A 21,727-nucleotide genomic window follows, 5' to 3' on the forward strand; every position below is an offset into this window, starting at 1 on the left:
CTTCGGAAAATTTGCACTTCGCAAAGCACTGGACGTGCATGCACGATGCGCCTGCAGGCCGCATCAGTGCTCGCTGCGCGGGCATGCGACTACGACAGTGCGTCAGACCCAATGCATTTGGCAATGCGCTGGGGCAGAGTTTGGCCGACAGTTCCAGCGGGGCGAACAACCCGTCTAGCCGCGATTACGTCAACGAGATGGACCGGGCCAGTGACCGATTTACTCCGGCCATGGCACATGACTATGTGAATGGCTCGGATTTGCAGAGTGACAACGCCACGATACAGCGCCAGCGCGACGCACTGTATGGCTTAAGCACCGGCAACAGCGGTCTGGGATTGACCGCCGGCGGCGGTTATGGGTTGAGCGCTGGCAGCATGCGGGCAACGGGCGATACCAGTTTTTCCTCGACGCCTGGCGATGCGGGCGATGCCTTACGGGCGATTTATGACGAAAAGCACCCGCCTTTGGGTGAACCGGTGCTGGTGGCCGACAGCAGCAACGCTTCAGTCTGGGAAATTCTGAAAGCCCGTGGACGCAACAACCCGATGAGCGTATTCAACCAAGATCCTTCTACGCCGGGTGGTTTTATCGGGTCTGTCGCGCGCGATCTGACGTCACCGATTGGATTCCTTGCTGACGCAAAGAGCAGAACTATGAGTGTGCTTGGGGCGCAAATGCAAGACATGGAGGCGCTCTCAAAGAACCCGAATGCGTCATTCCTGGAGCGGATGAGCGCCAACCTGACCTTAGGGCAAATGGTGCAGAACTATGCCCTGGTCGATAGCGGGGCGCCTACCTCTTTGCTGGAAGTGACGCTGGCTGCATTCGGTGCAAAACCAGTGGTCAGCGGGCTTTATAGTGAGATGAAGGCAGGCACGGCGGCGACTTATTCGGTTGGTATTCCTGCCACGCGATCAACCAATCCTTTGAGTCCTGTGCTGGACTTCGATGCGCACGGGAATGAGATCATGTATCGCACGATGTCGCCTGCGCAGTTTCAACAGCTCAAGAACAGCGGCCAGTTGCCACCCACCACCGAAACGTCGACGGCGGCTTCTCTGGACTATGCGTCGGGTAAATACACGGAACGCGGTGGCGTGACGGTCAGGCTCACGGTGGCGCCCGGCACATCGGCGCAGCTGCAGCAGATTGGCATTGCCGCCCCTGGTCAGGCAACGACGCAGTTCCCGAGCATGTCGACGCAAACAGGAAGTTGGATGCAAACCAATGCGCGCTTTAAGGTGGAAGGCGGCCAGATGACCACGCAGTTGGGGCAAGGCCAAGCTCTCAATATCTTCAATAATAATCTCATCCAATTTGAACTCGTTCCCAAGGCAGGCCGTTGATGTTTTTACAGTTGGATCAAGCGCCAGTACCGATGAAGCGGGTGTACCTGCTGTCGGAAGAGTTGAAAAATAGTCCTGAGTACGTTGCCATAGTGCAGGCGCTCACGCTGAACCCGACCAAACCATCGATGGGCCTTAGAGGTAGGCATGGGCTGTATGGATCACCGCAATGGTGGGCCAGCATCGAGCAGCGCCAGATGCCCTTGCTGTTTGTGTCGGGCACCATCCGTCGTACTTATGTCGCTGGCATGGGCGAAGAAGGCGACGATGAGATCAATAGTATTGAATTGCTGCTGGACGATGGTTCCGTGCGCAATGACGTGGGCATCTATGTCAACGACAAGGCCGACATTGCGCTGTTCCGCGTCGGCTGCCGGGTGGAGTTGGTGTATGCGCTCGATGAGATGAAAAAGCCCGCACCAGATGGCAGCATCGACTACTCAAAAAATGCACTCGAAATGGCCATCTCCCTGGAGCCCGTCAAGTAGCCTTGCGCGGATACATCCGCTCCACCGGCAGCTTGCTGGCAGCCTCGTCAAGCTGCCCTTGCTGCACCAGTGCCCGCACCTCCTGCGCCAGCGCTGTTACCTCCGTGATCTTGCACGTCCACTGGTTCACGTACAACCGCACCGCCTCCTTGCTCAGTCCGAGCTGAATCGCCCGATGGGCCAGCGGCTGCAAGTGGACATCGCGCTCCGGGTCCCACTGCACGCGCACCGGGCAGCGTTGTTTGAGCGCGGCGTATTCATCCTCCGACATGCCTGCTGGCGAGTGGCTGCCGCAGCTATGTGCCAGTGCCCACTCAAACCCTTCACGCGTGATGTCAATGGCCAGAATCCGCTTTTGCCCTTCGTCCTTCAACCCCCATCCTGCCCGGTACATCATCCACAAGAATGAAGGCTTGATCCAGGTCATGCGTTCCATCTTGAACGGCGGTGACACAAACCGGCCATGGTGCAACGCCGCATCGGCGACGGCATCCGAATACGCTTGGTAAACCCTGATCGTGGTCTCGTCATAGACCGCGCGAATTTGACGCATGGGCACGCCTGGCATCGCATCATCAGGCATTCTTCTTCCTCCTAGTCGCAATGGCCTTGGGCTTGTCTTGCGGATGCACCGATAGGCCGCTTGGGTGGTGGTTCTTCTGGTTGCGTCCTCTCATTGTGTCCTGTCCGCATGAAGCCGTCACCCGCCCGTTGCCCACGAGGGAGCTTTTTCTTGAAGAATCCGCAGCCAAGCCATCATTGCGGGCCCGCCGCCCCCGGATTCGGCGGGGCGGCGTGCCTGCGAACTGCCTATTTCTCAGGCACTTTCGACCATCCGGACGAGCGCGTCCCGCCCGCAGGCGGACAGCTTCCATTCCGACGATTCTGGCCAACCGGACGACGGCAGGCGGCTAACCTCGACCGTGGAACCCGGCCAACAACTCGTTGACTTGCATGTTGCACTGCCCCAGGGCATGCGCGAGCTGAACATCAGACATTGTCTTGCCTTGCCAGGCCTCTTCGGGCGTCAGGCCGGTCAGCCCCTGATGAGGACGAAGGCGGTTGTAGAAACGGGTGAACGCTTGCAGCGCCGACTGAAGCGCCTCGGCGCTTGACTAGCCCTTCCTTCCTATGGCCTGCTTCAGAGTCCCCCAGAGCCGCTCGATGCGCCCGTTGTGCCAGGGTTGGAAGGGTGGCCCACGCCTGGCAACGATGCCCAACGCCCCCAGCATGGCCAGCCACGGCCGGCTGGTGAACATCGCCTCGTTGTCGGTGCGAATCGCTTCGGGCAAACCATGCTCGCTGAACGCCAGCAGCACATGCCCCATGATCGCGAAGACGCTTCTTGCGCTCGCCCGAAGGTTTCACCTTCATGTTGATCGGGATCATCGACGCCGGTTCGCGCAAGCTGTGCCCCGCCGGGATGAGGCAGGGCTTACGCTGCTTGCGCTCGCGCCGCAGTTGCCGAATTTCCGCGGCGTGCTCGCGCATCACCTCCCACACGTAGGTATGCCCCACCGATGCCCACAGGCCGTGGCGGCGGTTGAAGACATCCGCCACTCTGCGGCAGCTTCGCAAATGGCTGGCCAGGTAGAGCACCTCCCGCAGCACCCAATCGGGCTTGGCGCGCGGGTGTCTGCGCTCGCGCGGGGCGTGCAGCGGACCGCACGTTCGCGGCCCGCGGTACGGGCCCACCTTGACGCGGCGATGGCGCAGCAGCCAGAAGAACAGAAGGGCGCAGACCCATAGGGCCTGCGAAGCCGCAAGGGCGAATTCGAGATTTAAGAGATGAGCGTTCATGCCCTGTACATCGGCACGAGCGCCCATCCGTTCAGTCCTGTGACGGAGTGAGCGTGGGCGTCGGCGGCGCGGCGATAGCGCTCACCGCCGCCCAGCAGATCCCTATGGACGCGGCGAAGCGCAGCACAAAGTACACGTGGGTGGTCGCAGGTTGCGACCACCTGGGCCCTCTAAGGCGCCGGCCGCCGCAGCCGTTTGAGGTCACAAACTGTGACCTCAAAGCCGCCTACTCGGCGGCGTCCAGCTGGAACATGAAATCGCCGGAAGGCGCCGTGCGTGTGCAGCACGATCAGTTCGAGACTTTCTTGAGCAGATCGTTGATCAGGGCTGACAACTCCACTCCCTTGGCGCTGGCCAGCCCGGCGAGGGTCGCCAGCACCCGCTGGTCCAGATAGACCGGCAAGTTCAGCAGTGCATCCGCCTTGTAGAACTGCCCGCGCCTGCCGCCCGAGAAATCGATTTCCGCGGGCATCTCGTCAGCGTCGTGCGTAGCCTGTGGGTCCATTGCGATCCGAGATCCGGGCTTCAGAGTCAATTGACACATCATATTCCCGGCCGATAGCGCCAACCGTGGCCTCCACAGTGCGCAGCTAAACATTCGCCCATCCACGGGGATATATGCGCATGAACCTCCCATTCCTGTTGCGGCGTGCCTTCGCCGTGACGCCTTCCACGCTAGCCGCGCTCCTGCTGGCTGCTTGCGCATTTGCCGTGCCGACCGAGCCCGCCCGCTTTGCCCCGCTGGCCGCGGGCGCTCTGGCGCCGTCGATCTTTCTGGCCCAGGACGCCGAGTTGCGCCTGTCCACCGGCTACAGTCGCACCCTGCCCGCCAACAGCCGGTGGCGGGCGGTGGGCACGCTGCCGCAGGGCACCGTCTACCAGCGCGTCGATGGCGTCTTCAGCATTGAAGGCCGTCACGTGCATGAGGCGTACCTGGTGGTCAAAGAGTCCGCATTGCGCGGCTTCTACCTGCCTGGCGAAGCCGCCTTCACACCACTTTCCCCTTCCGTTTCACTACCCCTAGGAGCACCTTGATGAGAAGAACCATTCTGAAACTCGCCGGCCTCGCCGCCATCGCCGCCGTACTGGGCGGATGCGCCGCCAGCGGCGCCAAATACCAGGAAGTAGCGTCTTCCATGCCCAGCCTCAAGCCGGGCGAAGGCCGCATCTATTTCCTGCGCTCTTCTTCGATCGTGGGCGCGGCCATCCAGCCGGACATCAGGCTCAACGGCCAGGTGGTCGGCGTGTCGAAGCCGGGGGGCTTCTTCTACGTGGACAGGTCCGCGGGCACGTATGCGGCGGCCACATCCACCGAAGTCGAAAAGTCCGCCAGCTTCGCGCTCGCCGCGGGTGAAACGAAGTACCTGCGCACCACGCCCTCCATTGGCGTGCTGGTCGGCCGCATCGTGGTTGAAATCGAAAGCCCCGAAAAGGCGCGTGCAGAACTGCCTTCTCTCAGCTACACCGGCGGCGACAAGGTTTCGGCCAAGTAACAGCGCCATCGGCCCGGCCGCCCCTGCGGCCGGGTCGCATAATTGCCAGCGTCGCCCTCTGTGGCCGCAACCATGAGCAACCCCACTGTGCAACCACCCACCCTCGACCTGGACCGCGTCGAGCGTTATCTCGCCGCCGATCCGGCCAATCCGCATTTGTTGGCTTCGGCCATTGATCTGTCGCTCGCGGCGGGCAAGCTCGACGCGGCGCGCAAGCACGCGGACGCGGCGGTCGCGTTGCTGCCGGACGACCTGTTCATGGCGCACCGGCGCGGCAATGTGCTGATCGCGCAGGGCGAGTTGGCGCAGGCCGCGCAGGTTTTTGCAAAGCTGCTGCAGCAAACGCCTGACGCCAACATCGCTTTCAATCTCGCGCTGGTGTACTTTCGCCAGGGCGACTACACGCAGGCGCTTGCCACACTGGAGCCGTACATCGCCGCAGACGATGTGGCCCCCGCGGCGGTGACGCTGTTTGCGCGAACGCTGCATCACCTGGGCGAAGTGTCGCAAGCCGTGGCATTCGTCGAGCGTCACATGCCGCGCTGCAGTGGCGACACAGACTTTCTCGCAGCCGCCAGCCTGCTGTATCTCGACAACGACCAGCTGGACGAAGCGCAGCGCCTGAGCGACGCGGCCCTTGCAGCCGGCGCCAGGCCACTGGAGGCACTGGTGGTGAGCGGTTCCGTGGCGCTCGGGCGCGACGACGCGAGCAAGGCGAAGGCGATGTTCGGCGAGGCCATCGCCGCCAGCCCCTCCGACGGCCGCAGCTGGTCTGGCCTGGGCATGGCCAGCTTGCTGGAAGGCAATTCGGCCGAGGCCAAAGAGCAATTGCAGCGCGCGGTCACCCACATGCCCACGCACATCGGCAGCTGGCACACCTTGGGCTGGTGCCACATCATGCGCGGTGAGCTGTCGGACGCGGAGCAGACGTTTACGCAGGCATTGGCGCTGGACCGCAACTTTGGTGAAAGTCACGGCGGCTTGGCGGTCGTGCACGCGCTCCAGGGGCGCAAGAGCGAAGCCGAAGAGGGCATCGAGCGCGCACTGCGACTCGACAAGGAAGGCTTGTCTGCCCGCTATGCACAGATGGTGCTGTCGGGCGTTGCCAGCGACCCTGAAAAGTTCAAGACGCTGGCGCTGAAGATATTGTCGGCGCGGCCCGGCCCCGCGGGCGCCACGCTCGTGGCCGCATTGAACAAGCGCAAGCGCTGATTTTTTTGCCGCGTCGGCGTTGCGACGGCGCTGCGTGCAGAAGTCACAAAGATCGCCGATCGAGGTCACTCGACGCGCCCCAATAATGGTCGGCGCGGGCGACAGCGTGGGCCGTTTGGACCGCACCGAGGGGTGCTTGTCTGCTACAAAAATGATGGCAAACGGCGCCTGGGCAGCCGGGCTAATACATCGGCCGTTGCTGCCTACTATTTAGTCAAAATATCTATTGACTAGGGTAAACACCTAGACACTGTTACAACTCTAGTCCTAGCTTCTTCCTAGAATCGCACACTTGGAAACATTTGCTTGCTATCAGCAACGATGTTGATGAGTTGAGCCCACGTGAGTGGGTATGTGTGAGTAGTAGGGAGGAAGTATGCATTCCGATTTGGCCGTCGCCATGATGGCAGATCTGTTCTGGACCGGCCTGTTGGTGTGCTTGCCCGTGCTGGGTTTGGTGATGCTGGTCGGCCTGGCCATCAGCGTGCTGCAGGTGGTCACGCAGGTTCAGGAGATGTCCCTCACCTTCGTTCCCAAGCTGGTCACCGCCGGCGTGGCACTCATCGTGTTCGGTCCCTGGATGCTGCGCACCCTGTCGCAGTTCACCACGCGGCTCTGGACGCAGATTCCCTCGATGTTCTGAGTCAACACGGCGATGGACTTCGAATTGGCTCGCACGGTTTCGGCCGCGATTCCCGATCAGGGTTTCGTGCTGGCCATCTTCCTGCTGTCGCTGCGCTTGTCCGCGGTGTTCCTGTTCACGCCCATCCTCTACGCCTTCAGCGTCCCGGCCACCGCCCGCGTGCTGATCGTGATCGGCCTGGCGCTCGGGCTCGCGCTCGGCGTCCCATCGGCCGAAACGCGCGCGCTGCTCGCCATGGGTAACGGCGAACTGGTGGCCGCCGGCATCACGGAACTGGCGCTGGGCGCGACGCTGGCCCTGGGCATCCTCATCGCGTTCGCGTCCATCTCCATGGCCGGCCGGCTGGTCGACGTGCAGATCGGCTTCGGCATGGCGCAGGTCTACGATCCCGTCACGCAGCGCCAAGTCCCCGTGCTCACTTCGGCGTTCGACAAGCTCGGCGTCATCGTGTTCTTCCTGCTCGACGGCCACCACGCGCTGCTGCGCGGCATTGCCTACAGCCTGGAGCGCTTCCCGCTGGGGCGAGGCTGGCCCATCGAATCGGCCGCCCCCTGGGTTATCAAGCAGATGGCGGGCCTGTTCGCGCTGGGCTTCGCGCTGGCCGCGCCGGTGGTGGTGTGCCTGCTGCTGGTGGAGCTGGCGCTGGGTGTGGTCGCCCGCAATCTGCCGCAGATGAACATGTTCGTCATCGGGGCGCCCATCAAGATCGTCGTCGGGCTGGCGGCGCTGTCGCTCTGGTTCGGCGGTGTCGGCCCCGCGATGAATCGCATCTACGGTTCGATCTACAAGACCTGGGACGCGGTGTTTGCCGCTGCCCCGGCACCTGCGCCGGGAGCCCGCTGATGGCCGAGCAGGATCTCGATCGCAACGAGGAAGCCACTCCCTACAAGCTGCAAAAGGCCAGGGAGAAGGGGCAAGTCAGCAAGAGCGCGGAAGTGGTGTCGGCACTGGTGTTCACGGTCGCCATCGTGTATCTCAACTGGAAGGGCTGGGACGGCCTGGTCGCGCAGTTCGGCTATGACCACGCATTGTTGACGCAGGCCGGGCGCATCGAGCCCAGCGCGGCGAACCTGTGGCACCTGGTGGGCGGAATGATCCGTGACGCGGGATTCATGCTCGCGCCGTTCCTCGGTGCGCTGATGCTGGCGGCCATCGTCGGCAACATGATGCAGACCGGGCCCATCCTGTCGATGGAGCCCGTGCAGCCGGACTTCGACCGCCTCAACCCGGTCAACGGCCTCAAGAAGGTCTTCTCGATGCGGACGCTGTTCGACGGGGCGCGGGCCATCGTGAAGCTGTTGCTGCTCACGCTCGTCGTGTACTACTCGCTGAAAAGCCTGGTGCCCCAGTTCTTCCATTTGGCCGCACTGCCGCCCGCAGGGCTGGCGCGAACCATCATCGACGACGCCGCAAGCACCGGCCTGAAGATCGCCTTGATGCTGTGCCTCATCGCGCTGGTGGACTACGGCTACACGCGGCGCGAGTTCAACAAGAAGATGCGCATGAGCCGGCGCGACCTGAAGGACGAAGGCAAGAACCGCGAAGGCGATCCGCGCATCCGCGCGCGCCTGCGCGAGCTGCGGCGCGAAGCCCTCAAGCGGAGCATGGCAGCTGCGTATACCAAGAACGCCGACGTGCTGCTGACCAATCCCACGCACTTCGCGGTGGCGCTGCGTTACGTCCACGGCGAGATGCAGTCGCCGCAGATGATCGCGAAAGGCACGGGCACGCTGGCCGCCAAGATGCGTGAAATCGCCGCACGGCACAGTATTCCCGTGGTCCAGAACCCGCCCTTGGCGCGCGAGCTTTACCACTCGCTGGAAGTGGATCAGCACGTTCCGCCGTCGCTGTATGCGCAGGTGGCGCGCATCATGGTGTGGGTGTTCGCGATGAAACAGGCGCGCACGGGCGCCGCCCCGGGAGCCGCGACGTGAAGGCGCTGCAAGCCTTCTTCGGCCGCAACAGCGACATCGCGCTGGTGGCGCTGGTGCTGGGCGTGCTCATCGTGCTGTTCGCGCCCATTCCCAGTCCGCTGCTGGATTTTCTGATCCTCACGAACTTCTGCTTCGCGTTCCTGATCCTGCTGCTCACGTTCTACATGGCGCGGCCGGTCGAGTTTTCGACCTTCCCGTCGCTGCTGCTGATCGCCACGCTGTTCCGGCTGTCGCTCAACGTCGCGGCCACGCGGCTGATTCTCTCGGATGGCGACGCAGGCAAGGTGATTTCGGCCGTGGGCTCCTACGTGGTCGGCGGCAACTACGTCATCGGGTTGATCGTCTTCCTGATCCTGATCGTGGTGCAGTACGTCGTGGTGACGAACGGCGCCCAGCGCGTCTCCGAGGTTGCCGCGCGTTTCACGCTGGACAGCATGCCCGGCGCGCAGATGAGCATCGACGCCGATCTCAACATGGGCTTCATCGATCAGGCCGAAGCCCAGCGCCGCCGCAAGCAAATCGAAAAGGAAGCCGGGTTCTACGGCGCGATGGACGGAGCCAGCAAGTTCGTCAAGGGCGACGCCATCGCCGGCATCATCATCCTGCTGATCAACATCGTCGGCGGCTTGCTGATCGGCGTGATGCAGCACCACATTCCATGGGGGCAGGCGCTGCAGACCTACACGCTGCTGACCATCGGCGACGGCATCGTGACGCAGGTTCCCGCGCTGGTGATTGCGGTGGGCACGGGCATCATCGTGACGCGCTCGTCATCGGACACCAATCTGAGCCAGGAAGTCCTGCGGCAGATCACGTCCTTCCCCAAGACCCTGCTGCTCGTGGCCGCGGCGCTGTGTGGCCTGTTGCTGCTGCCCGGCATTCCGCTGGTGCCGACGCTCATTCTCCTGGCCGCCGTGCTCGGGGTCGCCTTCATCGCCCACCGGATCGCACGCGACGGGCGCGAAGCGAAGGCGGACGATGAAGCCGCGGGTGACGGAGCCGAAGGCGGCGCGGGCGGAACCGATGACCCGTATGCCACGCTGTCAGTCGAACCGGTGGAAGTCCACATCGGACGCAACTGGCTGCCGCTCGTCAACGACGCCAATGGGCTTTTCATGGAGCGCATCAAGGCGTTTCGAAAGCAGCACGCACAGGAGCTGGGGCTTGTGCTTCCGCGGGTGCGGTTCAAGGATTCGGGCAAGCTGGGCGCTGACCGCTACGAGATCAGCGTTGACGGCGTGCCCGTGGCCAAGGGTGAAGCGCGCACCAACCAATGGCTCGCGATCCACCCCAGCGGTGACGTGCGATCGATTCCCGGTGAAGTCACACGAGACCCGACGTACGGCCTGCCGGCACTCTGGATCGACGATGACCAGCGAAGCACGGCCGTGGCAGGAAAATTCACCCTGGTCGACGGCCCCACGGTGCTGATGACGCACCTCACCGAAGTCCTGCGCCGCGAATCCGCGACGCTGCTGACGCGCGCCGAAACCGATCGTCTGCTGGCGCGAGTACGCCAGAACCAGCCCGGCCTCGTCGAGGAGTTGATTCCCACGGTGCTGGGTGTGGGTGACGTGCAGAAGGTGCTGCAGAACCTGCTTCGCGAAAAGGTCTCCATTCGCCACATCGAGGCCATTCTCGAAACGTTGTCGGACGCGGGCCGCTCCACCAAGGACGCCAGCCTGCTCACCGAACAGGTGCGCCAGCGCCTGGGTCCGGCAATCTGCCAGGGCCTGGTGGGAGAAGCGTCGTCGCTGCAGGTGATGACGCTCGACCCGATGATCGAAAGCCGGCTGATGCAGGGCTTGCAATCCGCGCATGCCAACCAGCAGCCTTATGCACTGGAGCCGAAGCTGGCCGAGCAGTTCATGGGCCGGATGACGCAGCAAGCGGAACAGATGATGAAGAGCAATCTGCTGCCGGTGCTGCTGTGCACGCCGGACTTGCGCCGGCACATCCGCTCGTTGTGCGAGCGCGCGGTGCCTCACCTGCGGGTGCTGTCGCTGACCGAGATTCCCCAGAACATCGAGCTGAAGTCCTACGGCGTGGTGACGATATGACGAAACATATGAAGAAGAAGGCGAGCGCCCTCCATGAGTGAAGTTCTTGCCATTGCATTGCACAGCATGCAGGGCGACATGGCCCGAGTCGAGCAGATCGGCATGAACATGGCCAATGCGTTGACGCCGGGCTACAAGCGCGGCATCGCGATGCAGGCGCCGCAAGGCGCGAGCTTCGCCGCGCATCTCACACAGGCCGCCGCTGTCACGGAGGGCGCGGGCACGACTGCGCCGCTGGTCGAATTCGCAACCGATGCCCGTTCGGGAACGCTCAAGTCCACCGGCCAAAGCCTGGACCTGGCGCTGGCCGGCAAGGGCCACTTCGAGGTGCTTACCGACGCGGGACCGGCCTACACCCGTGGAGGCAGTTTCCGGCTCGACGCGCGTGGACGCCTCGTCACGGCCCAAGGCTACCCGGTGATGGGTGCCGGCGGTGAGATCGTGTTGAACGTCTCCAATCCTTCCATCGCTGCGAATGGCGGCGTCACGTCGGCCAATGGCGACGGCGCCTTGGTCGCGCAACTGAAAGTCGTCGAGTTCGATGGCAATGCCAGGCTGCAGCCGAAGGGCGACGGCCTCGTGGCCGCGGGTCCTGGAATGAAGCTCGTCGCCGATGACGAGGTGCAGGTGCGCCAGGGCTTCCTCGAGAACTCCAACGTCAGCTCGACGTACGAGATGACAACCCTGGTGCACGCGATGCGGCACTTCGAAAGCATGCAAAAAGTTGCGCAGGGCTATGACGACATGCTGGGAACGGCCATCCGCAAGTTGGGCGAAACGTCGTGACGGCCCCGAACCAAGTCAAGGGAAATAGAAATGTTTGATGCACTCTACATCGGCGCGACGGGCATGCAAGCCCAGCAGCTCAACGTCGAGACCATTGCCAACAATCTCTCCAACGCCAACACCGTGGGCTTCAAGAAGGGCCGCGTCGGGTTCTCCGACTTGATGGTGCGCGAAAGCAACCGCCTGGCGCAACCCTCCGCGGAAGATCTGCGCAGCGGTGCGCTCGCCCAAAGTCAGCGCGTCGGTGCCGGGGTGGGCATTTCCGGCATTGGCAAGATCTTCGACTCGGGCGAGCTGCGCAAGACCGAGTCGCCATTCGACATCGCCATCCGCGGCGAAGGCTTCCTCGAAGTGACCATGCCGGACGGCTCCAGCGCATACACGCGCGGCGGCTCGCTCAAGGTCAACAAGGACGGCCTCCTGGCCACGCAGGCCGGATACCCCCTCAAGCCCGCGATCGCGATTCCGGACAACGCACAGTCCGTCGTGATCGGCGCCGACGGGCGTGTGCTGATCAAGGTCACCAACCAGGCCACGCCGATCGAGGCGGGGCAGTTCGAGCTGGTGCGGTTCGCCGGGGTCGGGCAGCTGGCGGCGCAAGGCGACAACCTCTATCGAGCGAACGAAGCATCCGGCGAGGCCATCGCCATGCGCGCCGGCGACGAGGGCGTGGGCACGCTCGCACAAGGGTTCCTCGAAGGCTCCAACGTCAAGATGGTCGACGAGATGGTCAACCTCATGCTGGCGCAGCGCGCGTATGAAGCCAGCGTCAAGGTGGTGCAGGCAGCCGACGAGATGCTCGGCATGGTGAACAACCTGCGCAAATGAGGCCTGAAGTGCGCGCCAAAATTCTTCTGCTCGGGCTGGCCGTGGTTGCGGCCGCGAGTCCTGTTTCGGGCCATGCCTTTGAATTGGGCGCGGGCCAGGTGAGCATCGAGCTGCGACCCCAATTCGTCGCCCGCCAATCGGAAGTGACGTTGGGCGACATCGCCATCCTTCACACGACAGACCTGCAAACGATCCAGCGGTTGGCTACATTGTCCCTTGGTCGCTCGCCGGCCGTGGGCAACGAGGCGGTCGTGCGGCGCGATGTTGTGTCGCGCTGGGTGCGCACCCAGCTGGGCATCCCGTCTGGCAACGTGCTCTGGGCCGGTGCTGAAGAGACGCACGTGAGCACCGTGGCTCAGACGCTCGCTTCCGATCGCGTGGAGCAAGCCGCGAGAGCGGCACTGCGCGAATGGATGGCCACACGCGCCACGCGCTACGTCATTGACGCACAGCCACTTCCGGCGGATATCAAGCTTCCAGCAGGCAACGTGGAGTTGAAAGCGCGGCCGCTTCCCGCCAACGCGGAGCCGACGCCGCGCATGGCCGTCTGGATGGACATTCAGGTCGACGGCCGGTTCATTCGCACAGTGCCTGTGAACTTTGCGGTCGATGCCTTCAGGGATGCGTGGGTTGCGCCCGCCGCGGTCGCTGGTGGCGTCTCGTTGACGCCGGGCATGGTCGAAAAGCGCGAAGTCAAAGTGACGGGGTACGCGAGCTCGCGGTTTCCCGAGCAAGGTCCGCAACCCGGCACCGCCGCGGGCTTGCGGACCACACGCGCCATCAAAGAGGGTGAACCTGTGACCATGGCCAACAGCGCGCCGTTGCCCGCCATCGCGCGCGGCGCCTGGGTTGCGCTGCACCTGACGTCGGGTGTCGTGGCGCTTGAAAGCCGCGCCCAGGCCCTGCAGGATGGAGAGGTCGGACAGATCGTCAAGGTCCGCTCCTCCAGTGCTGCAAGCCCGGTCGAGGCGCGCGTGGTCTCGCCAGGCCGTGTGGAGGCCATCCTGTGAAGTACCAACCCATGAGCATGATGAAGGCTGGGGTGTGCTTTGCGGCCCTTGCAATCGCGAGCCTGCTGCCCCTCGCGGCCGGAGCCACGAGCCTGTATAACGAGGCGACTTTTCGCCCGCTGACGGCGGACAACAAGGCGTTTCGCGTCGGTGACGTGCTCACCGTCCAGGTGTTCGAGAACTCCAGCGCCACCACCAGCGCGGACACGGGCTCCCGCCGCAAGAACAGCCTCAATGCCGAGCTCACGCACGGAACGCGCCGCGTTGCCGAAACCGGTATCGCGGTGGGCGGCGACTTCGACGGCGGTGGCCGCACACAGCGTGCCAACCGCGTGCTCATCACGCTGAGCGTGTCGGTAAAAGAAGTGCTGCCGAACGGGGATTTGCGCATCGCCGGCGAGCAGTTCCTGCTGGTCAACGAAGAGCAGCAGAAGGTCACTCTCGAAGGGCGGGTGCGGCCGCAAGACGTTTCGGACGGCAACGTCGTCCTTTCCACCCGGCTGGCGGATGGGCGCATCACGTACTTGGGCGAAGGCGAAGTGTCTCAGCGCTCGCAGCGCGCGTGGTGGCGCAAGCTCCTGGACTGGGCGGGCATGTGATGGCAATTCGCAAACTTGCCTGGACCGCCCTGGCGCTGTGCGCCGTGCTGTCGCACACGCTCGCATGGGCGCAGACCGCGGCGGGCGGGGCCGGCAGCAGCCTCATCCGCGTCAAGGACCTCGGCAAGCTTCAAGGCTGGCGCGACAACGCGCTGGTGGGCTACGGCATCGTGACCGGCCTGGCAGGCACCGGCGACTCGCCCACCAACCGGGCGACGCGCCAGGCGATGGCGAACGTGCTCTCGCAATTCAACATGACGGTTCCGCCGGAGCAGATCCAAAGCCGCAACGTGGCGGTGGTCATGGTCAACGCCGCGTTGCCGACTTTCGCGCGCGAAGGCGACGCCCTGGACGTCACCGTCAACTCGACCGGCGACGCCAGAAGCCTGGTCGGCGGCAGCCTGTTGTTGACGCCCCTCAAGGCTCCCAATGGGCGCGTCTATGCGCTTGCGCAGGGCCCGTTGTCCGTCGGCGGCTACCGCTACGACTCCAACGGCAACGTCATCCAGAAAAACCATCCGACGGTGGGCTCGGTTCCGGGCGGCGCTGTGGTGGAAGTGGCGACGGGAACCCAGGTGGCGGCGGCGGGCCAGAACCTGACGTTTGTGCTGGCGGAGCCGGACTACACCACCGCCAATCGTGTGGCCGCTGCTATCAACACCCAGGTCGGGCCGGGCCTGGCGCGGGCCCGTGACGCATCGGGCATCGAGATCGAAGTTCCGGAGAACCAGCGCGCGCAGCTCGTGGGCTTCATCGCGCGGCTGGAGAACGTTTCCGTGCAGCCGGATCGCCGCGCCAAGGTCGTGATCAACGAGCGCACCGGCACCGTGGTGGCCGGCGGGGACGTGCGCATTTCGCGGGTGGCCATTTCGCACGGCGATCTGAAGATCTCCATCGTTGCCCAGAATTCCGTATCGCAGCCGACGGTGATCGGCAGTGCCGGGCCGGGCGTGCGGACCGCGGGTGTCACCAATTCGCGCGTCGACGTCGATGAAACGAATGGCCCGGGTTATCTGGCATCCGGCACGACGGTCTCGGACCTGGTGCAGTCGCTGTCACGTTTGAAAACCAGTACGCGCGACGTGATCTCGATCCTGCGCGCAATCAAGGCCGCAGGTGCCTTGCACGCCGAACTCGTCGTGCAATGAAATGAAAACCCACCCATTGATCCCCATCAGGAGCCATCCATGACCGAAGGCCTGGAAGCCATCACCACCGCGGCGCTCGGCTTGGCGCTGGATGCCGCGAGCCTTCGCCATCAGGCGATCGCCGCCAACATCGCGAACCACGCGACGGTGGGCTACGTTCCGCAGAAGCTCGACTTCGAATCGCAGATGCGGGAAGCGCAGCGTGTGCTCCAAAGCAAGGGCAGCATCGACGCCTTCGCGCTCTCGGGCGTGCGCTTACAGCTCGAACCGGTGCTGGACGCGCAGGGCCAGCCGGCCAAGGTGCAACTGGACGAGCAGGTTGCCGACATGGCACAGAACTCCGTTCACTACCAGCTTCTGGCGCGCGGGCTGAGTCGCCACCTTTCCATTCTGTCCACCGCTGCCAGCGACGGCAAGCGCTGAGCCGGATCACAACGCATTTGAAAGAGACAGTCATGGACCACAGCCCGACTTTCGCGATCAGCGCCGCAGGCATGGCGCTGGAGCGCACCCGTGTCGAAGTTGCCGCCCTCAACCTGGCCAATGCGCACACGACGCAGGCGGCCGGCCAGGCTGCCTATAACCCGATGCGGGTCGTAGCGCAGGCTGCGTCGCCCGATGCGTTTGCGGCCATGATGCTTTCGAGCGACTCCGTCACCTCGACGATGAAGCCGGACTTCCACGTGGAAGCAAGCGGCGCCGCGCCGCGCATGGTGCACGAGCCCGGACACCCGATGGCTGACGCACGTGGCTTCGTGAGCTACCCCGGCGTTGACGCCGCCGCAGAAATGATGGCGTTGATGAGCGCGACACGGGCCTACGAGGCCAACGTCGCCGCCATGAACGCTGCGCGCACGATGGCATTGAAGGCGCTGGACATCGGGGGCCAGTCATGAGCGGCTTGCCACCCATCGGTGCCATCGCGCCGCAGCAGCTCGGCGCCATTTTCCCGGACGACCTGGTCGCGCCGGCGCGCGCCGCGGGACAGGACGCGACCGGCGGCTTCGGCGCCATGGTCACCCAGGGGCTGTCACAGGTGAACGAAAAATTGCTGACCAGCCAGACCGACCTGCAGGCTCTGGCGACCGGTGACGTGCAGAACGTGCACCAAACCATGATCCGGCTGGAGGAGGCGCGCGTGTCCTTCCAGTTGATGGTCCAAGTCCGTGGGCGCCTGCTGGAGGCGTACCAGGACATCATGAAGATGCAGATCTAGGGAGACGGCGGTGCTGAAGGATTTCTGGAATACGTTGGGCGGCCCGGCGCGCGCGGGGCTCGTCGGCGGCGTGGCCGTGATTGCGGCCGCCATGATCGGCGCCGTGGTGTGGATCGCGCGCACGGACTACCAGGTGCTGTTCGCCGACCTCAAGCCGCAGGACACGGCCATGATGGTTGCCGAGCTCGACCGGCTGAAGGTGCCGTACAAGATCGCACCCGACGGCAACACCATCCTGGTCGATGGCAGCGTCGTGCACACGACGCGCCTGAAGCTGATGGGCAAGGACATGCCGCTGCACGGCGCGGCCGGCTTCGAGCTGTTCAACAACGCCGACTTCGGCATGACCGAGTTCGCCCAGAAGATCAACTACCAGCGCGCGCTGCAAGGGGAGATCACCCGCACGATCATGTCGCTCTCGGAAGTGCGCGATGTGCGCGTGCACCTGGCGCTGCCGGAAGAGGGCCTGTTCAAGCGCGCCACCAGCAAAGCCAAGGCGGCGATCACGCTGAGCCTGAAGACCGGCCAATCGTTGCGGCCCGAGCAGATCACCGGCATTCAGCGTCTGGTGGCGGCCTCGGTGCCCGGCGTCGTCGCGCAGGACGTCACCATCATCGACCAGCAAGGCGTCGCACTCACCCGCGTCGTGCCTGCCGAAGGTGAGCAGGACGCCGGCTCCGGCCGCCTGGATTTGAAGCGCGACACGGAACGCCTGCTCGCGCGCAAAGCCACCGAAGTGCTCGAACGCGCGTTCGGGCAGGGCCAGGCGCTGGCCAGCGTCGACGTCACGCTGAACATGGACCAGGTGCGCGTCACCACCGAGGATGTCCTGGGCGCGCCCGGCCGTTCGGGCCAAGGCATGGCGGGAGTGATGGTCAAGGAACGCGAAGTGGCGCGTGACGTCGGTGCGCCGCTGAATGGCCACGCCGACACCGGCCGTGCCAGCAACAGTCAGCGAGAAATCGAATACCAGGTGGGCCGCCGCGTCGAGCAGGTGGCCAGCCAGCCCGGCGCGATCCGCCGGCTGCAAGTGGTCGCCGTGATTCGCCAGCCGATGGACGAAAAGCAGATCGACCAGATGCGGGTGCTGGTTGCTGCGGCGGTCGGCGCGGTTTCAGACCGCGGTGATACGGTCGTCGTGCAAAGCCTGCGGGCGTTCGAACCTCAAGCGGTCGATGACGGGGCTCCGGCAGTGAAGTCCAGCGGCAACGCCGCCACCGTCCCGGTGCCGCAGGCAGTGCCGGCCGTGGACAACCCGACAGGCTGGGCCGGAATGGCCGTTCTGGCGATTGCCTTTCTGGCCGGCGTGGCGTGGCTGGTGTGGCGCCGGACGCGCCCGGCGCGAACGGACCTGACCGAAACCCAGCGACAAGACTTGCTGGAGCAGATGCAGCAGTGGCTGGAGGGGACACCACCGTCATCCGCCCCCGTTCTGGCGGCGCGCGATCCTGCCTTGGGAGCGCGCTCATGAACGAGGCGATGGACCTGACCATGCTGCTGGACACCGATGCAGCGCTGCGCCGCTGCGCGTTGACGCTGCATGCGATGGGCCCGAAAGACCGCCAATGGTTGCTGGCGAATCTGCCGCAGGACCGGCGCGCCGAGCTGGAGCGCCTGGTGGGCGAGTTGCAGGCGTTGGGCATCCCAGCGGATCCACGCGCGACGGATGATGCGTTGAAGCGCAACCGCTCCGCTCGTGTTGCGCCGGCCGCGACGCCCGACTGGACGGCGCAAGCCAGGTCGGCCGATGCGGCGGAACTGGCGCGAGTCCTCCAGTACGAACCGGCGGCATTGATCGCGCATGTCATCGGGCTGCGCGCCGAGCCGCCGGATGAAGTCCTTGGGCACCTTGGGGTGTCGAAGCGCCGGCAGGTGCAGGAACTGCTGCCGGCTGCGCACCGCAGACATCCTGCAGCTGTGGCCCCGGCCCTGTCGCAGGCGCTGCTCGAGCAGATATCACTCCGGCTCGTGGAAACCGGTCCGGCTCGTCCCGCAGTCACGGGCTGGCGTTCGCGCTGGCCGGGCCTTGCGAGGGTGGTTGCATGAAGTCGAAGCCAACGGCCGAGATGCCAACTTCCGCATCCGTTTTGCGGGGCATCGTCATGCAGTCCCAGCCGCATGCGTTGTTGCGGCCGGGGCGCGCTGCGGGTGGGGCGACGCCAATCAAAGTGCATCCGCTGTCGCCGCCACTGCGCGCCGAACAGGCATCGGACGCAACGCTTGGCCGCAAGAGTCCTGGATATGAACAGGCTTTTGCGGAAGGGCGCGAAGAGGGGTACGCCGCCGGCCGGGCCACCGCGATCGCGGAGGGGCGGCAGAGTTTGCAGGACGCCATCACGCAGGCGCGTGTCCGAGCGGCCGAAGAAGGACATCTCGAAGGCTTGGCGTCAGGCCGAAAGGAAGCGCTCGTCGAGCTGGAGCGTGCGCGCTCGGAAGCGGCCGACCTGGCTAAGGCCGCAGTGGAGCACCGATTGGTACGGCTCGACGATCTGCTGAAGGGCCTCGCGGCCGATCTGGCACTGCGTTTGGTCGACGCAGAGGACGATCTCGTGGCGCTCGGCCATGAGGCGGTCTGCCGTGTACTGGGCGAAGAGGCGGCGACGCCGGCCGTGCTGCGTTCCATGGTGAATCATCTGCTCGCGCAGCATGGCCAGCGCGCGCAGCTCGCAATCCACGTGCATCCCGACGATCTGGCCGCGCTGAACGAAGAAGGCGCGCCGAGCGATCCGGCTTGGCGCTGGGTGGCAGACAACAGCGTGCAGCTGGGCGGTGTGATCCTTCGTTCGCCCGAGGGCAGCATCGACGCCAGGCTGGAGACGCAGCTGGCGGTGCTCGGCGAAACTTTGCTGGCGGTGCGACGCGAGCGGAAGGTGGCCGCTCCGTGACGCTGTCTCTCGCGCCCTACCAGAGAGCCATTGCGCAGGCCCCGATGACGCGCCGCATCGGTCAGGTCCGCCGTTTGGGTGGCTTGTCGGTCGAGGTTCACGGCCTCGATGCGACCGTGGGGGAACTGTGCGCGATCTGGCCACGCGAGTCGGGCCATGACATCTCAGTGCGGCGGCCTGTGCTGGCGGAAGTGGTCGGCGTCAAGGCCGACCATCTGGCCTTGATGCCCTACGGTTCGGTCCAGGGCTTGGCGGCGGGCTGCGAAGTTGTGGCCCAGGGCAGCCAGTCGCAGATGGGCGTAGGGCCGGCGCTGCTTGGCCGCGTGATCGACGGATTCGGCGCACCGCTCGATGGATTGCCGGCGCCCGCCATCACCGAGCGCCGGCCGCTGCGCGCGACGCCCGTCAATCCCATGCTGCGCCCGCGCATCGGAAGGGTGCTGGAGACCGGCGTACGCGCCATCGACTCGCTGTTGACCATCGGCCAGGGCCAGCGGGTGGGCATCTTCGCCGGCAGTGGCGTGGGCAAGAGCACTTTGCTCGGCATGATCGCGCGGCACGTCAAGGCCGACATCAACGTCATCGCCCTGATCGGCGAGCGCGGCCGCGAAGTCAAGGAATTCATCGACAAGCAGCTCGGCCCGGAAGGGCTCAAGCGCTCGGTGGTGGTGGTGGCCGCATCAGACCAGCCGGCGCTCAGCCGCCTGCGCGCCACCTATGCGGCCCTGGCCATCGCCGAGTATTTCCGCGACCGCGGCCAGCAGGTGTTGCTCACCATGGACTCGGTGACGCGCTTCGCGATGGCGCGCCGCGAGGTCGGCCTGGCAGCAGGCGAGCCACCGACAGCGCGCGGCTACACGCCATCCGTGTTCGCCGAGTTGCCCGAGCTGTGCGAGCGTTGCGGAACGGCGCCGTCGGGCGGGTCGATCACCGCGCTGATGACGGTGCTGGTCGAAGGCGACGACATGAACGAACCCGTGTCCGACAACATGCGCGCCATCCTGGATGGCCACATCGTGCTGTCTCGCCAGTTGGCGCATGCCGGCCAGTATCCGGCGATCGACATCCTTCAAAGCTCCAGCCGGGTGATGCCGGATATCACGTCGCAGCCGCATCGCGATCTGGCGGTGGAAACCATCAAGCAGATCGCTCTGCTGGAGCGCAACCGCCAAATGGTGGACATCGGCGCGTACGAGCGCGGCAGCAATGCTCAACTGGACATCGCGCTGGCGCACCAGCCGCGGCTGCTCGACTGGCTGCGCCAGCGCGATGGTGGCGTCCCCGCCGCCAAGGGCCTGGCCGAGCTGAGCGAGGTATTCAACACCAAGGCTGCTCCGGCTGCCCAGCAACCCACGGGACGGAGAAGCTGATGGCCGGTGCCGATCTGCGGGGTTTCGAGTACGGCCTTGAGCCCATTCGTCGCCAGCGGCAATGGCAGTTCGACGCCGCCCTCGCGGGCTTGGGCAAGTTGCAGCGTGAGGCCGCGCGATGGGACGCGGAGCGCGACAGATTGCACGGCGAATGCGTGGCTCAGGCTGCGCGCGCCGCACAAGTCTGGACAGACCGCGCCGACCCAACGGCACAGGCCCGGCTGCTCGGCTATCTTGCCGCGTTGCAGCAGCGCCATGCCGACGCGGAGCGCGAGATCGCGGCGCTTGCCACGCGGGTGGACTTGGCGCGCCGGGAATGCGCGGCGCAGCAGCAGAGGCTGGAAGTGCTCGACCAGCACCGCGCCGACACGCTCAAGGACTACGCGGTGGAACAGCATCGCAAGGCGGGCGCGGAGGCCGACCAGGAGTGGGTGGCCCAAGCCAGCCACCGGGCGTTCGGGACGGAGGCTGCATGAAGGGAGCGAGCGTGGCACCGAACCTCATGCCAATACCGTCGCGCGGCCAACCGCCAGCCGGCGACGGCCGGGATGACTCGGCGCGGGCCTGGCAGCGTGAGATGGAACGCGCGCAGATGGAGGCGTGGCTCTCGCACGCGGTCATCGCGTCTGCGTCCGCGGCTCAGCCAACGGCCTTGGTACCGCCGCTGATTGCGGCTGGTGGGGGCTTGGCCGCATCGGGTGCAACCGGCCTGCCGAGCGAAATTTGTGCCGTTCCGGGTGGGCTGCAACCCAGGGCCGAGATCGCGGCCATCGACGGCGGCGCCGCTGCAATCGAACCTGGCGAGAGAGTCGCCGTCGCACAGGTCCTGCAGAATGCCGTTCCTGTCATTGGACCCGCTTCTGCGCTGCGGGACCTCGACCACCCGGGTCGAATCCGGACTCCGAG

General features: G+C 65.1%; 25 protein-coding genes. 22 read left to right on the forward strand and 3 right to left on the reverse strand.

All coding sequences use genetic code 11. The annotated features are described in order from the left end of the window. Nucleotides 1-1,349 (forward strand): hypothetical protein (locus EEB15_RS34340; RefSeq protein ID WP_233259675.1); only part of this gene is annotated, 1,349 nt, incomplete at its 5' end. Beyond that, nucleotides 1,349-1,837 carry a hypothetical protein gene (locus EEB15_RS29900; RefSeq protein ID WP_141513633.1) on the forward strand — a complete coding sequence of 163 codons (489 nt, stop codon included), beginning with the start codon at nucleotides 1,349-1,351 and terminating at the stop codon, nucleotides 1,835-1,837. The genes EEB15_RS34340 and EEB15_RS29900, both read left to right, overlap by 1 nt. On the opposite strand, the gene EEB15_RS29905 is transcribed toward EEB15_RS29900, so the two are convergent. From EEB15_RS29905 to EEB15_RS29915, 3 genes are all read right to left on the reverse strand, one after another. Next, nucleotides 1,830-2,420, reverse strand: coding sequence for a DUF4291 domain-containing protein (locus EEB15_RS29905; RefSeq protein ID WP_233259676.1), 591 nt, complete (start codon nucleotides 2,418-2,420; stop codon nucleotides 1,830-1,832). The genes EEB15_RS29900 and EEB15_RS29905 overlap by 8 nt on opposite strands. Before the next feature lie 532 nt (nucleotides 2,421-2,952). Next, nucleotides 2,953-3,165 (reverse strand): DDE-type integrase/transposase/recombinase, encoded by a 213-nt coding sequence (locus EEB15_RS29910; RefSeq protein ID WP_141513634.1) that lies wholly within the window; start codon nucleotides 3,163-3,165, stop codon nucleotides 2,953-2,955. Nucleotides 3,166-3,926: 761 nt separating this feature from the next. Continuing rightward, nucleotides 3,927-4,142, reverse strand: a complete 216-nt coding sequence (locus tag EEB15_RS29915; protein WP_199236667.1) for a hypothetical protein — start codon at nucleotides 4,140-4,142, stop codon at nucleotides 3,927-3,929. A gap of 119 nt (nucleotides 4,143-4,261) precedes the next feature. On the opposite strand from EEB15_RS29915, the gene EEB15_RS29920 reads away from it, so the two are divergent. The 20 genes from EEB15_RS29920 (at nucleotide 4,262) to EEB15_RS30015 (ending at nucleotide 21,297) form a co-directional block, all read left to right on the forward strand. Continuing rightward, nucleotides 4,262-4,672, forward strand: a complete 411-nt coding sequence (locus tag EEB15_RS29920) for a hypothetical protein (RefSeq protein WP_141513635.1) — start codon at nucleotides 4,262-4,264, stop codon at nucleotides 4,670-4,672. Next, nucleotides 4,672-5,130 carry a DUF2846 domain-containing protein gene (locus EEB15_RS29925; protein WP_141513636.1) on the forward strand — a complete coding sequence of 153 codons (459 nt, stop codon included), beginning with the start codon at nucleotides 4,672-4,674 and terminating at the stop codon, nucleotides 5,128-5,130. Before EEB15_RS29920 ends, EEB15_RS29925 begins: the two co-directional genes overlap by 1 nt. A 72-nt stretch (nucleotides 5,131-5,202) precedes the next feature. Beyond that, nucleotides 5,203-6,342 carry a tetratricopeptide repeat protein gene (locus EEB15_RS29930; RefSeq protein ID WP_141513637.1) on the forward strand — a complete coding sequence of 380 codons (1,140 nt, stop codon included), beginning with the start codon at nucleotides 5,203-5,205 and terminating at the stop codon, nucleotides 6,340-6,342. 376 nt (nucleotides 6,343-6,718) lie between these two features. After that, complete coding sequence (locus EEB15_RS29935) at nucleotides 6,719-6,985, forward strand: flagellar biosynthetic protein FliQ (RefSeq protein WP_141513638.1); 267 nt, start codon at nucleotides 6,719-6,721, stop codon at nucleotides 6,983-6,985. A 12-nt stretch (nucleotides 6,986-6,997) separates the two neighbouring features. Then, nucleotides 6,998-7,828: a flagellar biosynthetic protein FliR gene (gene fliR, locus EEB15_RS29940; protein WP_141513639.1), complete on the forward strand. Its 831-nt coding sequence runs from the start codon at nucleotides 6,998-7,000 to the stop codon at nucleotides 7,826-7,828. Continuing rightward, on the forward strand, nucleotides 7,828-8,919 hold the full coding sequence (locus tag EEB15_RS29945) for a flagellar biosynthesis protein FlhB (protein WP_141513640.1): 1,092 nt from the start codon (nucleotides 7,828-7,830) through the stop codon (nucleotides 8,917-8,919). Before fliR ends, EEB15_RS29945 begins: the two co-directional genes overlap by 1 nt. Further along, on the forward strand, nucleotides 8,916-10,979 hold the full coding sequence (gene flhA, locus EEB15_RS29950; RefSeq protein ID WP_141513641.1) for a flagellar biosynthesis protein FlhA: 2,064 nt from the start codon (nucleotides 8,916-8,918) through the stop codon (nucleotides 10,977-10,979). The genes EEB15_RS29945 and flhA overlap by 4 nt, the downstream gene beginning before the upstream one ends. Before the next feature lie 33 nt (nucleotides 10,980-11,012). Beyond that, on the forward strand, nucleotides 11,013-11,765 hold the full coding sequence (locus tag EEB15_RS29955) for a flagellar hook-basal body protein (protein ID WP_141513642.1): 753 nt from the start codon (nucleotides 11,013-11,015) through the stop codon (nucleotides 11,763-11,765). A gap of 30 nt (nucleotides 11,766-11,795) precedes the next feature. Next, nucleotides 11,796-12,593 carry a flagellar basal-body rod protein FlgG gene (gene flgG / locus EEB15_RS29960; RefSeq protein ID WP_141513643.1) on the forward strand — a complete coding sequence of 266 codons (798 nt, stop codon included), beginning with the start codon at nucleotides 11,796-11,798 and terminating at the stop codon, nucleotides 12,591-12,593. Nucleotides 12,594-12,601: 8 nt separating this feature from the next. After that, nucleotides 12,602-13,603, forward strand: coding sequence for a flagellar basal body P-ring formation chaperone FlgA (gene flgA / locus EEB15_RS29965; protein WP_158290276.1), 1,002 nt, complete (start codon nucleotides 12,602-12,604; stop codon nucleotides 13,601-13,603). Continuing rightward, the gene (locus EEB15_RS29970) at nucleotides 13,600-14,202 is read left to right on the forward strand and encodes a flagellar basal body L-ring protein FlgH (protein ID WP_233259677.1); all 603 of its coding nucleotides are present in this window, start codon (nucleotides 13,600-13,602) and stop codon (nucleotides 14,200-14,202) included. Before flgA ends, EEB15_RS29970 begins: the two co-directional genes overlap by 4 nt. Continuing rightward, nucleotides 14,202-15,350: a flagellar basal body P-ring protein FlgI gene (locus EEB15_RS29975; protein WP_141513645.1), complete on the forward strand. Its 1,149-nt coding sequence runs from the start codon at nucleotides 14,202-14,204 to the stop codon at nucleotides 15,348-15,350. Before EEB15_RS29970 ends, EEB15_RS29975 begins: the two co-directional genes overlap by 1 nt. A 39-nt stretch (nucleotides 15,351-15,389) precedes the next feature. Next, nucleotides 15,390-15,773, forward strand: a complete 384-nt coding sequence (locus EEB15_RS29980; protein WP_141513646.1) for a flagellar basal body protein — start codon at nucleotides 15,390-15,392, stop codon at nucleotides 15,771-15,773. A 32-nt stretch (nucleotides 15,774-15,805) separates the two neighbouring features. Next, a complete protein-coding gene (gene flgC / locus EEB15_RS29985) occupies nucleotides 15,806-16,246 on the forward strand; it encodes a flagellar basal body rod protein FlgC (RefSeq protein ID WP_141513647.1) in 441 nt (146 codons plus the stop codon). Continuing rightward, nucleotides 16,243-16,566 carry a flagellar hook-basal body complex protein FliE gene (gene fliE / locus EEB15_RS29990; protein WP_141513648.1) on the forward strand — a complete coding sequence of 108 codons (324 nt, stop codon included), beginning with the start codon at nucleotides 16,243-16,245 and terminating at the stop codon, nucleotides 16,564-16,566. The genes flgC and fliE overlap by 4 nt, the downstream gene beginning before the upstream one ends. Before the next feature lie 10 nt (nucleotides 16,567-16,576). After that, the gene (fliF, locus tag EEB15_RS29995) at nucleotides 16,577-18,037 is read left to right on the forward strand and encodes a flagellar basal-body MS-ring/collar protein FliF (RefSeq protein ID WP_141513649.1); all 1,461 of its coding nucleotides are present in this window, start codon (nucleotides 16,577-16,579) and stop codon (nucleotides 18,035-18,037) included. Beyond that, nucleotides 18,034-18,612, forward strand: a complete 579-nt coding sequence (locus tag EEB15_RS30000; protein ID WP_141513650.1) for a hypothetical protein — start codon at nucleotides 18,034-18,036, stop codon at nucleotides 18,610-18,612. The genes fliF and EEB15_RS30000 overlap by 4 nt, the downstream gene beginning before the upstream one ends. After that, entirely contained in the window at nucleotides 18,609-19,451 is an 843-nt protein-coding gene (locus tag EEB15_RS30005; protein WP_141513651.1) for a FliH/SctL family protein, read from the forward strand. Before EEB15_RS30000 ends, EEB15_RS30005 begins: the two co-directional genes overlap by 4 nt. Continuing rightward, a complete protein-coding gene (locus tag EEB15_RS30010; RefSeq protein ID WP_233259678.1) occupies nucleotides 19,448-20,821 on the forward strand; it encodes a FliI/YscN family ATPase in 1,374 nt (457 codons plus the stop codon). The genes EEB15_RS30005 and EEB15_RS30010 overlap by 4 nt, the downstream gene beginning before the upstream one ends. Further along, nucleotides 20,821-21,297 (forward strand): hypothetical protein, encoded by a 477-nt coding sequence (locus tag EEB15_RS30015; RefSeq protein ID WP_141513652.1) that lies wholly within the window; start codon nucleotides 20,821-20,823, stop codon nucleotides 21,295-21,297. The genes EEB15_RS30010 and EEB15_RS30015 overlap by 1 nt, the downstream gene beginning before the upstream one ends. Nucleotides 21,298-21,727 lie beyond the last annotated feature (430 nt).

It is taken from the genome of Ramlibacter sp. WS9, assembly GCF_003797765.1.
Classification (GTDB): Bacteria; Pseudomonadota; Gammaproteobacteria; order Burkholderiales; family Burkholderiaceae_C; genus Ramlibacter.

Bases quoted from the DNA above. Each gene is read 5' to 3' on its own strand.
- EEB15_RS29900 (WP_141513633.1), top strand. From the start codon at position 1,349: ATGTTTTTACAGTTGGATCAAGCGCCAGTACCGATGAAGCGGGTGTAC.
- EEB15_RS29905 (WP_233259676.1), bottom strand. From the start codon at position 2,420: ATGCCTGATGATGCGATGCCAGGCGTGCCCATGCGTCAAATTCGCGCG.
- EEB15_RS29910 (WP_141513634.1), bottom strand. From the start codon at position 3,165: ATGGGGCATGTGCTGCTGGCGTTCAGCGAGCATGGTTTGCCCGAAGCG.
- EEB15_RS29915 (WP_199236667.1), bottom strand. From the start codon at position 4,142: ATGGACCCACAGGCTACGCACGACGCTGACGAGATGCCCGCGGAAATC.
- EEB15_RS29920 (WP_141513635.1), top strand. From the start codon at position 4,262: ATGAACCTCCCATTCCTGTTGCGGCGTGCCTTCGCCGTGACGCCTTCC.
- EEB15_RS29925 (WP_141513636.1), top strand. From the start codon at position 4,672: ATGAGAAGAACCATTCTGAAACTCGCCGGCCTCGCCGCCATCGCCGCC.
- EEB15_RS29930 (WP_141513637.1), top strand. From the start codon at position 5,203: ATGAGCAACCCCACTGTGCAACCACCCACCCTCGACCTGGACCGCGTC.
- EEB15_RS29935 (WP_141513638.1), top strand. From the start codon at position 6,719: ATGCATTCCGATTTGGCCGTCGCCATGATGGCAGATCTGTTCTGGACC.
- fliR (WP_141513639.1), top strand. From the start codon at position 6,998: ATGGACTTCGAATTGGCTCGCACGGTTTCGGCCGCGATTCCCGATCAG.
- EEB15_RS29945 (WP_141513640.1), top strand. From the start codon at position 7,828: ATGGCCGAGCAGGATCTCGATCGCAACGAGGAAGCCACTCCCTACAAG.
- EEB15_RS29955 (WP_141513642.1), top strand. From the start codon at position 11,013: ATGAGTGAAGTTCTTGCCATTGCATTGCACAGCATGCAGGGCGACATG.
- flgG (WP_141513643.1), top strand. From the start codon at position 11,796: ATGTTTGATGCACTCTACATCGGCGCGACGGGCATGCAAGCCCAGCAG.
- EEB15_RS29975 (WP_141513645.1), top strand. From the start codon at position 14,202: ATGGCAATTCGCAAACTTGCCTGGACCGCCCTGGCGCTGTGCGCCGTG.
- EEB15_RS29980 (WP_141513646.1), top strand. From the start codon at position 15,390: ATGACCGAAGGCCTGGAAGCCATCACCACCGCGGCGCTCGGCTTGGCG.
- flgC (WP_141513647.1), top strand. From the start codon at position 15,806: ATGGACCACAGCCCGACTTTCGCGATCAGCGCCGCAGGCATGGCGCTG.
- fliE (WP_141513648.1), top strand. From the start codon at position 16,243: ATGAGCGGCTTGCCACCCATCGGTGCCATCGCGCCGCAGCAGCTCGGC.
- EEB15_RS30000 (WP_141513650.1), top strand. From the start codon at position 18,034: ATGAACGAGGCGATGGACCTGACCATGCTGCTGGACACCGATGCAGCG.
- EEB15_RS30005 (WP_141513651.1), top strand. From the start codon at position 18,609: ATGAAGTCGAAGCCAACGGCCGAGATGCCAACTTCCGCATCCGTTTTG.
- EEB15_RS30015 (WP_141513652.1), top strand. From the start codon at position 20,821: ATGGCCGGTGCCGATCTGCGGGGTTTCGAGTACGGCCTTGAGCCCATT.